Source organism: Rhodovulum viride (genome assembly GCF_003265965.1).
Classification (GTDB): Bacteria; Pseudomonadota; Alphaproteobacteria; order Rhodobacterales; family Rhodobacteraceae; genus Rhodovulum; species Rhodovulum kholense.
The window spans coordinates 213118-226208 of sequence record NZ_MUAV01000005.1 but is presented as its reverse complement, the minus strand read 5'-3'; the positions used below and the strand labels follow the sequence as shown (position 1 = coordinate 226208).

Genomic DNA, 13091 nt, shown 5'->3' with positions numbered 1-13091 from the left:
CGCCGGTGAGGGGCTATCTACGGGTCCACGCCGAGACCCGCAAGCAGTTTTTTGAAGAAATCGCCGTCGAGCCGCCAGAAATCCCACAAGACACTGACGCCAAACGATTTTTAGTTATCCACAGCCCGGGCTTCAGGCGTGGTTTTCCCGGATTTCGGCCCGCGCGCCGGGAATCGCGTGCTTCGGGTCCGACTCGTGGGCGCCAAAGCGCCCGTTCCGCGGCCTTCCGGGCCAGAAAGGGGGGGGGCCCGATGGCGGCCCCGCCCCCTTGCGCGTTCCCTCAGGGCTTCACGGCGAAGAACATGGTCTCGCCCGAGTGGTCGTCCACCCCGTCATTGTCGGTCGCGACCCACAGCGTGCCATCCGCGTCGATCGCCAGCCCCTCGACCTTGTCGAGCACATAACCGCCCGTGGCCGTGAGATCGGGGATCAGGTCGCGCACCAGCTCCGTGGTCACCACCGGCAGCGGACCGTCCAGCGGTGCGGGCTGCAAGTCGGACAGGGCCACGCGGGTGATCTTCTTGGTGACCGCCGCGGTGCCGATCTGGTTGTCGCGCTCGATGAGATAGACCCAGTCGCCATGGGCCACGATCTCGGACAGACCAACCCAGCCGGTTTCCGGGGTCGCCAGCTCGTAGCGGACCGCGCCCCAGGTCTTGGCCACGGTGTCGTAGGCGACCAGCTTGACCTGATGCTTGGGATCGTCCGCCCATTCGCGCTGAACCGCCATCCAGAGCGTATCGCCCACCTTGGTGATGCCCTCGAACCCGAAGCGGGTCTCGTTGGCCAACAGTTCGGGCGGCAGTGCCACCTCTTCCTTGATCTCGCCCTTGGCGTTCACGTGATACAGCGCATGCGGCACCAGCTTGGCGCTGTTGCCCTCGGAGGCAAGCCAGAACCCGCCCGCGCCGTCGAGGGTGATGCCCTCAAGGTCCAGCTTCTGCGCCGGCCGGCCCGCCCGGGTGACCCGAATCGCCTCTACGATGCGGGCGGGGGTCCGGGTGGTGTCGATCCGGAAGATCGTCGGCTGGTAGCCGTAGAAACTGTCATTCACGGCATAAAGCGTGCCGGGCTCGCCCGCGACGAAGCCCGAGATGGCGCCCCAGCCGGTCAGCTCGTCCATGCCTTCGGAGGTCAGCATCGGATAGGCGGCAGGCGCCTCCTGATACTGGTAGACCATGACATGCGACCGCGCCGCCCCGTCGGCGACCAGATCGGTCTCGTTGGCCGAGACCAGGAGGTTGCGCGACGGGATCGTCACGAACCCTTCCGGCCCGATCCCCGAGGGCAGCAGCTGCTTGAGCACCGGCGCGGCCGGGTCGGTCAGGTCATAGACCGCCGCGACCGAGGCGCGCTCGGTGCCCACGACCAGCAGCGGCGTGTCGCCGAACCGGCCGAAGACGACGCTTTCGGGCTCGACGCCCTTCGCATCCGAGCGCTTGTCCGGGTAGTGGCCGATCTGGACGATGGCATATTCCAGCGAGGGACCGCTTTCATAGACGACCTGCCCGTCCTTCGAAAAGATCGTCCAGCCGCGGCTGCCGCCTTCGTAATCGCCCTCGTTCGCGGTGGCGAAATGATCGTCGTCGATCCAGGTCACGCCGTCGGGTTCGCGCTTCCGGCCCTTCTGGCTTTCGGTGAAGATCAGCGCGGCGCGCTCGTCGGTCGCGTCGATCCCGTCCAGATCGACCGCCCCGGCCGAAAACTGCGACAGCACCGTGCCATCCCGCGCCACCACCGCGATATGGTTGTTTTCCTGCAGCGTCACGACCGTCTCGCCGGCGGCATTGATCGAGACGAATTCCGGTTCGGGATCGTCCGGGGCGATCTCGGCCAGCCCGGTCAGGTCCACCTTCTTGAGGCTGGCGCAATCCAGCGCACCATCCTTCAGCCCGACCAGCACCAGCCAGCCCTCTGGCATCTGCGGCAGGACCCCGTCATTCAGGTCTTCATCGCGCTCGTTCTCGATGGCCACGGCCAGAAAGCTGCCGTCGGGCGCCTTGGCCACGCTGTCGGGCTGGCCGCCCAGATCGCAGGACCCGGTCTCGGTCCGGCTGGCGATGTCGATCGAGGCCAGCCGCCCCGACGGGTTGGTGTAGCTTTCCGACGTGTTGATGCCGACGAAGGCGGTCTGACTCAGCACCGCGACGCTGGTCGGCTCGCCGTCCAGAACCACATTGCCCAGCGGCTTCGGCGCCGCCGGATCGGCGATGTCGATCATCCCCAGCACGCCGAGCGGGCTGTCGGTATAGACCAGCGTCATGCCGTCGGCGGTCGCGTCGATGATTTCTGCCGAGCTTTCGCGGGACCGGTCCTCGCCCTCGGCCATGTTCTCGACCACCGGAAAGGATGCAATCCGGTTGAAATTCATCCCGGCGTTACCTTCGGCACCGACCGAGCCCGCGGCGAGGGCAAGCATCGAACTCATCCCCCAAAGTCGCAACGTCATCGTAACTCTCCACGCAATCTGCTCAAGACCTCATGGCGCGGCTTTGTAACGTCGCAATGAAGGCGGCCGGAACGCGGGGCGTCAGAGGCGCCTAGGCCCGGCCGCATGGCGCCAAATCGCCGCTTCGACCAGGGCGCCACGGGGCTTTCCCGCCGCCCGGCAAGGACGCATGATACCGGCGATGGACGACCAGCCCTCTCTTGCCCGGCGCGGCCCCCGCCATTCGACCAACCTGGTGGGTCGGTCCTCGGAATGGCTGGAAAGCTGCGCCTTCAACGACGCGCCCGCGCCGCTGCATATCTGGGGCGTGCAGGAGATGAACCAGGGGCTCTTCGGCATGCTCGACCAGGCCGCCGATCTGGCCGAGGCGGGCGAGGCTTTCCATGCCTACATGATGGCCATGTTCGGCATCGACGACGAACAACGCGACGTGCCCTCGGCCGGGCGTCAACGGTTCCGGTCGTCCTTCCTGCGGCTGATCCAGGGCTGGAGCTTCGACAGCAACGGCCCTGCGGGCGCGGTGCTGAAGGGCTGGGTCGAAAGCCGGTTCGGGGTCTGCCCGTCGTTTCACAAGGAGATCATCGACGCGGTGCCCGGCCCGGCCTGGGAGGTCTATACCGAAGAGAAGATGTCGAGCCAGTTCCACAACAACGCGATCTGGGTCCAGCTCGACCTGCTGTTCGAGTTTTGCCAGTGGGCGATCCGGACTTTCGCCTTTCCCGGCCAGAGCCATCTGACCCTTTATCGCGGCATCAACGATGTCGAACGCCACCTGATCGTCGAGCGCACCGACCGGCGCGAGGCGGTGATCCGGCTGAACAACCTCGTCTCGTTCTCTTCCGACCGCGAGGTGGCCGACTGTTTCGGCGACCGGATCCTCACGGCCCGGGTGCCGCTGTGCAAGATCCTGTTCTTTCCCGGTCTGCTGCCCTCGCATCTTTTGCGGGGCGAACGCGAATATCTGGCGATCGGGGGCGAATTCCGGGTAAGCGTCGATTATGTCTGACGCGACGCGCCCCGACCCGACCGACCGTGCGCTGGCCGCCTATCTGGGCTTTGCCATCGGCGACGCGCTTGGCGCGACCGTCGAATTCATGACCCGGCGCGAAATCGCGGCCCAGTACGGCCAGCACCGCGAGATCATCGGCGGCGGCTGGCTGCGCCTCGCCCCCGGTCAGGTCACCGACGACACCCAGATGTCGCTGGCCCTGGGCGCCTCGCTCATCCGCTGCGGCGGGCTCGATCCGCAGGATCTGTGCGAGGCCTTCGCCGCCTGGCTGAAGACCGGCCCCGCCGATGTTGGCAATACCTGCCGGCGGGGCATCCAGCGCTTCCTGAACAGGGGAACGGTCGAGGGGCCGCGGTCCGAAGGCGATGCCGGGAATGGCGGCGCGATGCGGGTGCTGCCGGTCGCGCTGGCGACGCTGGGCGCGCCCGACCGGGCCGAGGATTGGACGCTGGCCCAGGCCCGCACCACCCATCACCACCCGCTGTCCGATGCCGCCTGCCTGAGCCTCGTGCGCATGGTTCATCGCCTGATCGGCGGCGAGGGCCCCGGCGCGGTCCGGAACGAGGCCACCGCGCTGATCGAGGCCCATCGCGACTTCCGGTTCGAGCCCTATCGCGGCCAGTGTTCGGCCTATGTCGTCGACACGATGCAGACCGTGCTGCACCACTATCTCGCGGCCGACAGCTTCGAGGACTGCCTGATCCGCACCGTCAACGAGGGCGGCGATGCCGACACCACTGGTGCGCTGGCGGGCATGCTGGCGGGCGCGACCTGGGGGACGGAGGCAATCCCCGCGCGCTGGCTGGACCGGCTGGACCACGCCGTCGCCGAGGCCATCCGGGCGCAGGTGCCGGGGCTGCTGGACCTAGCCTGAGCCCCGCGTCACCCCAGACGCGCGGCCAGATCGGCCTTCCGGGCGATCATCTTCTCGGTCAGCCGTGCGCTGCCGCCCCTGCCCTCGACGGTGCCGCGGATCGCCTCGTCGGGCAGGCCGGTGACGACGCGCACGGCCTCGGCCAGCGCCGCCGGGGCGATATCGCCGAAAAGCCGCACGGCATGCGGGTTGTCGGGGTCATCCCTCAGCCGGTCAAGTTCGGCCACCTCCGCGCCGAAGGCCCGGCCCTTGGGGTCGCCGCAGGCGCGGAACTCCAGCGCGCCGCCGACATCGAGGGTCAGCACCCGGCCCCCCGCCACGCCCTGGTTGTCGCCGTCGAAGCCCGCCGCATCCCAGTTCGCGGTCCAGGCATGCACCCCCAGCCAGTGCTGCGCCGCCCGCCGCTCCTCCTCGGTGAACTGCGCGGCATGGGCCTTTTCCAGCGTCACGAACTCGGTTGCGACCTGGCAGGGGTCGACGGTCGGGCGGTAGGTCAGCGTCGGCGCCCCCGCCAGCCGGTAGAGCGCGGCCGCGATCCGTTCGTTGCGCGCATGGGCCGGACTCTCCAGCTCCTTGATATAGAACCGGCGCCCTTCGGCATCTCGATAGACCCCGCCCGGATTGCTGCCCAGCCGCCCGCCCGTCCGCTCAAGCGCCGCCAGATCCAAGTGCCGGTCGTCCGCGGGCTCTGTGCGCCGCACCAGCGCCAGCTGCGCCGGGGTTTCGATCGCGCCGGGCCGCGCCCGCCGCACGGCACGGATCGCCTCCGGGGGCGCCACGCCAAGCTCGGCCAGCAGCCGCGCCGCGATCATCCCGGCCCGGCCGAGCCCGCCTTTGCAATGGACAAGCACATCGCCGTCCTGCCGCAGGATCGTGCGGATCTCGGGGCCGGTCGTCGTCCATTGGCGCTCGAAGAAATCGTCCGGCACCGAATAGTCGCGGATCGGCAGGTGCCGCCAGACCATCCCCCGCGCCCGCACGCCCGCACCAAGCCCCGGCACCTTCAAGGCGACAAGCTCGGCCTCCTCGACCAGGCTCAGGACCAGCCGCGCGCCCCAGCCCGCAATGGTGTCCAGATCGGCATCGAGATCGCGCGCCCAGGCGCCGGTGCTGGCCACCGGGTCGTGCTTGCCGGGACAGAAGGTGATGCCGATCCGACCGTGGCCCGGCCCGACCGAGACCTCGGCGATTTGAAGAGGATGGGTCCTGCTTGTCCGTGCCTCGCGCATCGCCAACCTCCTGTCCCGCCCCGGCGCCCGAGGATAGCCGGGCTTCAGCCAATGGACCAAGCGGGGCCGCTGCTTCAATCGGGCGCAGCGCCGTCCGGCGCGGTCGCGACCCGCAGATCGACCTCCATCGCGGCCGTCACCGGCCCCGCGATAAAGCCGCCCTCGACCGGCATGGTCCCGGCCTGATCGGGCGCCACGGCCAGCGCGACATGACCAGCGCCGACCGCGCAGCCATGGGTCGGATCGTAGCCGCACCAGCCCAGGCCCGGTACCAGCGCCTCGGGCCAGGCATGCATGTGGCGCGGGCCGCCCGGACGCTCGCTTTCGGCCTGATAGCCGCTGACGAACCGCGCCGCGATCCCGCGGCTCGCGGCCGCGGCGATGAAAAGAACCGCCAGATCGCGGCAGGCGCCCTGCCCGCGCGCCAGCGTCACCTCCGCCGGCCAGGCGGCGCCGGTCGGCCGGACCTGCCGCGCGATCCGGGCATGGAGCGCCTCGGTCAGAGCCGTCAGGAACCGGTCCGGTTCGCCGCCGGGGGGACCCAGCGCCGCCGCGAAGGCCGCGACCTCGGGGGCAACGGCACAGAGGGGCGGCACAGGGCCGCCCTCCGGGGCCTCCCGCCCGGCCCAAGTCCTCAGCGTAAAGCGGCTTTCGAGGATCAGCGCCCGGGTCTCGCCCGCAAACTCCAGCCGGGTGACGCGGTTGCCATGGGCATCGGTCTCGTCCCGCCGGGCCACCGGCTGCGGCGTGACCGTGAGGGCATGGGAAAGCTCCGCGACACGGCCGGGCCGGGGCGTCAGGCGCAGCAGATGCGGGCCAAGCCGGACCGGGCCCGAATAGCGATAGACCGTCCGATGCAGCACCTCGAAACGCATGGTCCCAGCTTGCGCAGGATCGCCCCCGGGTCAACGGTCCTTCCGCAAGGTTACCCGCACCCGGGGTTCGGCATCTCGCCCATCGCGTGTAGGCTTGGCGGATCACACGCCGAAAAGGGAGGAAACCGACATGCCGAACTGGCCGATTGCCCTGCTGCTGGCCGCCTGCGCCAGCACCGCCACCGCACAGCAGGCGGCAGATGCCGTCGCCCCCGAAGCGGCCTCGGCGACCGAGGCCCTTGCCGGGATTTCGCCGGAGGCCCGCACCGCCTGGGACAGCCGCGAGGCCGGCCGCCCGACCGAGGCGCAGGACTGGATGGTCGCCGCCGCCAACCCGCTGGCGGTCGAGGCGGGCGCCCGGATCCTTGCCAAGGGCGGCAGCGCGGCCGACGCCATGGTCGCGGTCCAGACCGTTCTGGGTCTGGTCGAGCCGCAATCCTCGGGCCTTGGCGGCGGCGCCTTCCTCGTCTGGTACGATGCCGAAACCGGCGAACTGACCACGCTTGACGGGCGCGAGACCGCGCCTCTGGCCGTCACGCCCCGGCTGTTCCAGACCCCCGAAGGCGAGCCGCTGGAGTTCTACGACGCGGTCGTCGGCGGGCGGTCCGTCGGCACGCCGGGCACGCCGATGCTGCTGGAAGAGGCGCATCGGCGCTGGGGCCGGATCGCCTGGGCCGACCTGTTCGAGGACGCCATCGGACTGGCCGAGGGGGGCTTCGCGGTCTCGCCCCGGCTGGCGGGGCTGGTGGCCGAGGACGAAGAGCGGTTGCGCCGCCATCCCGCGACCGAAGCCTATTTCTTTCCCGAAGGCGCCCCCATCGCCACGGGCACGACGCTTCTGAACCCGGCCTATGCCGACACGCTGCGCCAGATCGCGCGGGACGGCAGCCGCGCTTTCTATACCGGCGCCATCGCCGAGGACATCGTCACCGCCGTGCGCGGTGCCAAGGGCAACCCGGGAGTGCTGTCGTCGATCGATCTGGCGCTGTACCGGGTGAAGGAGCGCACGCCGGTCTGTACCCCCTATCGCGGCCACGAGGTCTGCGGGATGGGGCCGCCCTCGTCGGGCGGGCTGACCGTGGGCCAGATCCTCGGCCTGCTTGAACCCTACGATCTGGCGGCGCTTGGCCCCGAGTCCGCCGAAAGCTGGCGGCTGATCGGCGATGCCTCGCGGCTGGCCTTCGCCGACCGCGGCCGCTACATGGCCGATTCCGACTTCGTGCCGGTCCCGGCGAAAGGGCTTCTGGACCCCGCCTATCTGGCGGAACGCGCGAAACTGATCGCGGGCGACGACGCGCTGCCCGAAGTCGCCCCCGGCGATCCCAAATGGGACCATGCCGGGCTTCGCGCCGACGACCGGTCCATCGAGTTTCCCTCGACCTCGCATATCTCGATCGTCGATGCGGACGGCAATGCGCTCTCGATGACCACGACCATCGAGAACGGCTTCGGCTCGCGCCTGTTCGTGCGCGGCTTTCTCTTGAACAACGAACTGACCGACTTCTCGTTCGAGACCCATGAGGCCGGCCGCCCCATCGCCAACCGGGTCGAGCCCGGCAAGCGGCCGCGCTCGTCGATGGCGCCGACCATCGTGCTGACCGACGGCAAGCCCTCGCTGGTGATCGGCAGCCCGGGCGGCAGCCGGATCATCGGCTATGTGGCGCAGGCCATCGTCGCGCATCTGGACTGGGGAATGGATGTGCAGCAGGCGGTGGCGATGCCGCATCTGGTCAACCGCTTCGGCACCTACGATCTGGAAGAGGGCACATCGGCCGAAAGCCTCGCCGACCCGCTGGCAGCCCTTGGCTTCGAGGTCGGCGCGCGCGAGCTGAATTCGGGGCTGCACGCGATTTCGGTCGGCGAGACGCTGCAGGGGGGCGCCGACCCGCGCCGTGAAGGCATCGCGCTCGGCCGCTGAGACGTCTCAGGCTTTCTGCGCGGCGGCCCGGCGCAGCCCCGGCCGCCGCAACACGCCCTGCGCCAGCAGCACGCCCGCGATCACCACGGCGCCGCCGATCAGATGGTAGGTCCGTGGCATCTCGGCCAGAAAGACCGCCGACAGCAGGCTGCCGAAGACCGGCATCAGGTGCAGAAAGCCGCCCGCCCGCGCCGCGCCGATCAGCGCCACCCCGCGATTGAAGAACAGAAGCGCCAGCAGCGAGGCGAAGACCGCCAGATAGCCGATGCTGAGCGCATCGACCGGCTGGCGCGGCAGCTCATGCCCCGAAAGCCACCAGACCGGTGCCAGAAGCGCCAGCCCAAGCCCGAAGATCGCTACCAGAAAGGCCATCGGGTGCAGCCTCGGCCCCGAGCGCAGGGTCGCGAAATAGACCGCGTTGCCCGCGACCCCCAGCAGCACCAGCGCGTCGCCGCGCCCCAGACCGATCTCAAGCAACCGCGCCGGATGGCCCTCGGTCAGGATCCAGATCACGCCTGCGAGCGACAGGGCGACGCCCAGCACCTGCATCCAGCCGATGCGGTCGCGGTAGATCGCGAATCCCGCCACGAGGATCAGCACCGGAATCGCCGATTGCAGCAGCAATGCGTTCAGCACCGGGGTCGATTGCAGCCCGACATAGATCAGCGTGTTGTAGGCGGAAACCGACATCAGCCCGGCGAACAGCAGGAAAGGCCAGGCGCGGGCGATCTCGCGCCGCTCGCGCCAAGCCAGGCGTCCGCCAAGCGCCAGCACCAGCGCGAAGGCCGCGACCCAGCGCCAGAAGGCCAGCGCCACCGGCCCCAGATCGCCCGCAGCCCCGGCGCCGACCGCGCGCCCCAGCACGAAATTGCCCGCCCAGAAGAGGCTTGCCAGCGTCAGCAGAAGCGGCGCGGCCGACCACAGGCGGCTCATCGGACCGCTCCCGACCGACGGCCTGAGATGTGAAGATCTGTCATGGCGTTGCCCTTGTCTCCGATATCCGAAGACCCGGCCACGCGGCACGATGGCCAGAACCGCCGCGACGGCCTAGCCCAGATAGACCGTGCCCGCAGGATAGGATACCCGCTTCGGGCTGCGTACCGCCAGCAGGAAGCCCAGGGTCAACGGACCGACCCGGCCAAGGAACATCACCCCCATCAGAACCGCCCGGCCCGCCGCATCGAGATCGCCGGTGATGCCCCGGCTCAGCCCGACCGTCCCGAAGGCCGAAACCGTCTCGAAGGCCAGATCGAGGAAATCGCCCTCGTGAAACAGGATCAGCACGAACAGCGCGATCAGGATCGTCAGGGTGCTGACCATCGACAGTGCCAGCACCTTCATGATCTGCTCGGCCCCCAGACGGCGCCCGAAGACGTCGATGGCGGTATGGCGGCGGAAGAAGCTGACCGTGGCCAGCAGCAGCACGATGAAGGTCGTGACCTTGATGCCGCCGCCCGTAGAGGTCGAGCCCGCCCCGACCATCATCAGCGTCATGAACAGCAGCGTCGTCGCCTGCGTCAGCCCGCCGATATCGACGGTGTTGAACCCTGCGGTGCGGGTGGTCGCGGCCTGAAACCAGCTGGCCCAGAGCTTGGTCGAGACGGCATCGAACTGTCCCAGCGTGGCCGGGTTGGTCCATTCCAGCACCGCGAAGGTCGCGGTCGACCAGACCAGAAGCGCAAGCGTGCCCACCAGCATCAGCTTGGTATGGACGGTATAGCCGCGCCAGCCGGTGCGGCGCTGCATGTCTGCGACCACAGTAAACCCGAGCCCGCCGAGGATCAGCAGGGCGGGCACGGTGACATTGACCACCGGATGCGCGACCCAGGCCGTCAGACTGTCGGAGTAAAGCGAAAAGCCTGCATTGTTGAAGGCCGAGACGGCATGGAACAGGCTTGACCACAGCCCCGCCTGCCAGCCGAATTCGGGCACGAAGACCACCGCCAGAAAGGCCGTGCCCGCCGCCTCGCAGACCAGCACGAAGCGCAGGATCGTCTTCGTCAGCCGGATCAGACCGCTCATCGAAGTCTGGTTCAGGTCCTCGCGCAGGTAATGGCGATGGGTGATGCCGACCGGCAGGCCCAGCATGGTCAGGATCAGGACCGCGAAGGTCATGAGCCCCAGCCCGCCCAGCTGGATCAGCACCAGGATCACGGCCTGGCCGAACAGGGTGAATTCGGTGCCGGTATCGCGCACCGCGAGTCCGGTCACGGTCACCGCCGAGGTCGCAGTGAAGGCGACGTCGGACCAGGTCATCGCCACGGTCCGGGCCACCGGCAGTTTCAGCAGAAGCGTGCCCGCCGCGATCAGTGCCGCATAGGTCAGCATCAGGGCCAGAGGCGGCGGCAGAAAGCGGCCGCTGCGCAGCGCGGCAAGGCGCGCCATGGGCTCAGGCCTCGTCCAGCAGGTCGTCGCCGAAGCGGCGCAGATCGGCACGGCGGCCCAGCACCAGAAGCTTGTCGCCGGTCTTCAACCGCAGCTCGCCGCCTTCGCAGGACAGGAACTCGCCCTCGCGCATCGCGCCCAGCGCCCGCAGGTCGTAGCCCGACAACAGCTTGACATCGCCGACCGCGCGTCCCTCCAGCGGCTCGGGCACGGTCAGGTCGACGACATGAAAGCCATTGCCGAGGCTCACGTAATCGCGCACCAGCGGGTTGTGCAGCATCTGCGCGATATGCTGGCCGACCTCCTGTTCGGGCAACACGATCCGGTCGACGCCGATCTTCGACAGGATGCGGTGATGGGTCTTCGACAGCGCCTTGACCCAGATCGCCTTCACCCCCAGCATCTTGACGTTCATCGAACAGAGGATGTTGGCCTCGAGATCCTCGCCGATGGCCACCAGCGCCACGTCGTAATTGCCGACCCCGGCCTCGCGCAGCGCCAGCTCGTCGCGGCCGTCGGCGATCACCGCCTCGGACAGCACATCGGCATAGCGGCCGACGATCTTGTCGTCGAGATCGACCCCCATGACCGGATTGCCGAACCGCGCAAGTTCGGTGGCGACAGTGCTGCCGAACGTGCCAAGGCCGATCACGGCAAAGCTGCGTCTTTTCACTTGGTAACCGCCTGTCCTTCGGGATGTCCGAGCCCGACCCTAGCACGTTCTGGCGCCCCCGGGGCAAGCCCCCGCGCAGCACTGCACCCTGGATCAGGCGGCATCGCGCAGAAGCCGCCGCAGGATCTTGCCCGAGGCCGATTTCGGCACCGCCTCGACGAAATGCACCTCTGCCAGCGCCTTGAAATGGGACAGATGCGCCAGAACATGGGCCTTCAGCGCCTCGGCATCCGCATCCGCCCCGGGCCGTGGCACCACATGGGCGACCGGCCGTTCGCCCGCCTCGGGGTCGGACCGGCCGACCACCGCCGCGTCCAGCACGTCGGGATGGGTCAGCAGCACCGCCTCAAGCTCGGCCGGGGCCACCGCAAAGCCCTTGACCTTGATCAGTTCCTTCAGCCGGTCGTGCAGCGTCACGAAGCCCTCGGCATCGATGCTGGCCAGATCGCCGGTCTTCAGCCAGCCGTCGGGCGTCAGGGTCGCGGCGGTGGCCTCGGGCGCGTTCAGATAGCCCTGCATCACTTGCGGTCCGCGCAGCCAAAGCTCGCCCGGCTGGTCCGGCCCCAGATCGGCGCCGGTTTCGGGGTCGACGATCCGAAGTTCGGTATTGGGAAGCGCCACGCCGACCGCGCCGGGCTTGTCACGGCCGGGCGCCGACATCGTGCCGATGGGCGACAGCTCGGTCATGCCCCAGCCCTGCATCACCCGGCAGCCAAGCCGCGCGGCCAGCTCCGCGCCCTGCGCGGCGCCCAGCGGGGCTGCGGCACAGATCACCGTCTCGACCGCGCCGAGGTCGAACTGACCGACCAGCGGATGACGCGCCAGCGCCGCGGCGACCGGCGGCACGATGTAAAGCTCTCGGGTCCGGCGCTCGTGAACCAGCCGCAGGAAAAGCTCCAGATCGAAGCGGGGCATCGTCACCAGAGAGGCCCCGTGGCCCAGCACCATGTTCATCAGCACGGTCAGCCCGTAGATATGGAAGAAGGGCAGGAACCCGACCGTCCAGTCCCCGGGGCGCATGTCGCAGGCGGCAAGCCCCTGGTCGATATTGACCACCAGGTTGCGGTGGCTCAGCCGCACCCCCTTGGGCAGGCCGGTCGTGCCCGAGGAATAGGGCAGCACGGCGATGTCGCGGGCGGCGTCGAGCGGCACCTGCGCCGCCAGCCGCGGCCCCATCAGCGCCTCGAGCGGCACGGCCCCCCGGTCGGGCGCCTCCGCCCCGATCACCGCGATGTCGCTCAGCCCGGCAGCCGCGGCCCCGGCGCGCGCGGTGTCCAGACAGGCGGGCACGGTCACCAGCAGACGCGCCCCGCTGTCCTTCAGCTGAAAGGCCAGTTCCTCGGCGGTATAGGTCGGGTTGACCGGGGTCACGGTGCCGCCCGCATAGGCCACGCCATGAAAGACCGTGACGAAATCGGGGCTGTTCGGGGCCATCAGCGCCACCACCGCCCCCTTGCCGATCCCGCGCGCGGCCAACCCGCCGCCCAGCCGCCGGATCCGGTCCATCAGCGCGCCCGCGGTCAGGCCCTGCCCCGAGGGTCCGTCGACCAGCACCACCTCGTCGGGACGGGACGTCAGGCCCCGGAACAATCTCTCGGTGACCGACAGGCCGGTCAGGGGCACAGGCGCGAACCTGCTGCTGTGAACGATCATCGTTTTCCTCCCGCCTTACGGGCGCG

Annotated in this window: 10 protein-coding genes; 3 read left to right on the top strand and 7 right to left on the bottom strand. The window is 69.2% G+C overall.

Features of this window, described 5'->3' with window-relative positions:
- Positions 1-280: 280 nt before the first annotated feature.
- Positions 281-2449: an esterase-like activity of phytase family protein gene (locus BYZ73_RS06260; RefSeq protein WP_112315303.1), complete on the bottom strand. Its 2169-nt coding sequence runs from the start codon at positions 2447-2449 to the stop codon at positions 281-283.
- Between the two features lie 181 nt (positions 2450-2630).
- Here BYZ73_RS06260 and BYZ73_RS06255 point away from each other — a divergent pair, with 181 nt between their 5' ends.
- On the top strand, positions 2631-3455 hold the full coding sequence (locus BYZ73_RS06255; RefSeq protein WP_112315302.1) for an NAD(+)--dinitrogen-reductase ADP-D-ribosyltransferase: 825 nt from the start codon (positions 2631-2633) through the stop codon (positions 3453-3455).
- Positions 3448-4332 (top strand): ADP-ribosyl-[dinitrogen reductase] hydrolase, encoded by an 885-nt coding sequence (draG, locus tag BYZ73_RS06250; protein ID WP_112315301.1) that lies wholly within the window; start codon positions 3448-3450, stop codon positions 4330-4332. The genes BYZ73_RS06255 and draG overlap by 8 nt, the downstream gene beginning before the upstream one ends.
- A gap of 8 nt (positions 4333-4340) precedes the next feature.
- Here the strand turns inward: draG and BYZ73_RS23720 are convergent, their stop codons facing one another.
- Both BYZ73_RS23720 and BYZ73_RS06240 read right to left on the bottom strand, forming a co-directional pair.
- The gene (locus tag BYZ73_RS23720) at positions 4341-5561 is read right to left on the bottom strand and encodes a cyclin-dependent kinase inhibitor 3 family protein (protein ID WP_112315300.1); all 1221 of its coding nucleotides are present in this window, start codon (positions 5559-5561) and stop codon (positions 4341-4343) included.
- A gap of 74 nt (positions 5562-5635) precedes the next feature.
- Positions 5636-6436, bottom strand: coding sequence for a transglutaminase family protein (locus tag BYZ73_RS06240; protein ID WP_112315299.1), 801 nt, complete (start codon positions 6434-6436; stop codon positions 5636-5638).
- A gap of 130 nt (positions 6437-6566) precedes the next feature.
- Here BYZ73_RS06240 and ggt point away from each other — a divergent pair, with 130 nt between their 5' ends.
- Positions 6567-8354, top strand: coding sequence for a gamma-glutamyltransferase (ggt, locus tag BYZ73_RS06235; protein ID WP_112315298.1), 1788 nt, complete (start codon positions 6567-6569; stop codon positions 8352-8354).
- Positions 8355-8360: 6 nt separating this feature from the next.
- Here the strand turns inward: ggt and BYZ73_RS06230 are convergent, their stop codons facing one another.
- The 4 genes from BYZ73_RS06230 to BYZ73_RS06215 all read right to left on the bottom strand — a co-directional run bounded on the left by BYZ73_RS06230 (position 8361) and on the right by BYZ73_RS06215 (position 13065).
- Positions 8361-9287, bottom strand: a complete 927-nt coding sequence (locus tag BYZ73_RS06230) for a DMT family transporter (protein WP_112315297.1) — start codon at positions 9285-9287, stop codon at positions 8361-8363.
- Positions 9288-9401: 114 nt separating this feature from the next.
- The gene (locus tag BYZ73_RS06225; RefSeq protein ID WP_108025904.1) at positions 9402-10739 is read right to left on the bottom strand and encodes a TrkH family potassium uptake protein; all 1338 of its coding nucleotides are present in this window, start codon (positions 10737-10739) and stop codon (positions 9402-9404) included.
- 4 nt (positions 10740-10743) lie between these two features.
- Positions 10744-11412 (bottom strand): potassium channel family protein, encoded by a 669-nt coding sequence (locus BYZ73_RS06220; protein WP_245895602.1) that lies wholly within the window; start codon positions 11410-11412, stop codon positions 10744-10746.
- A 93-nt stretch (positions 11413-11505) separates the two neighbouring features.
- Positions 11506-13065: an AMP-binding protein gene (locus tag BYZ73_RS06215; RefSeq protein ID WP_112315296.1), complete on the bottom strand. Its 1560-nt coding sequence runs from the start codon at positions 13063-13065 to the stop codon at positions 11506-11508.
- Between the last annotated feature and the right edge of the window lie 26 nt (positions 13066-13091).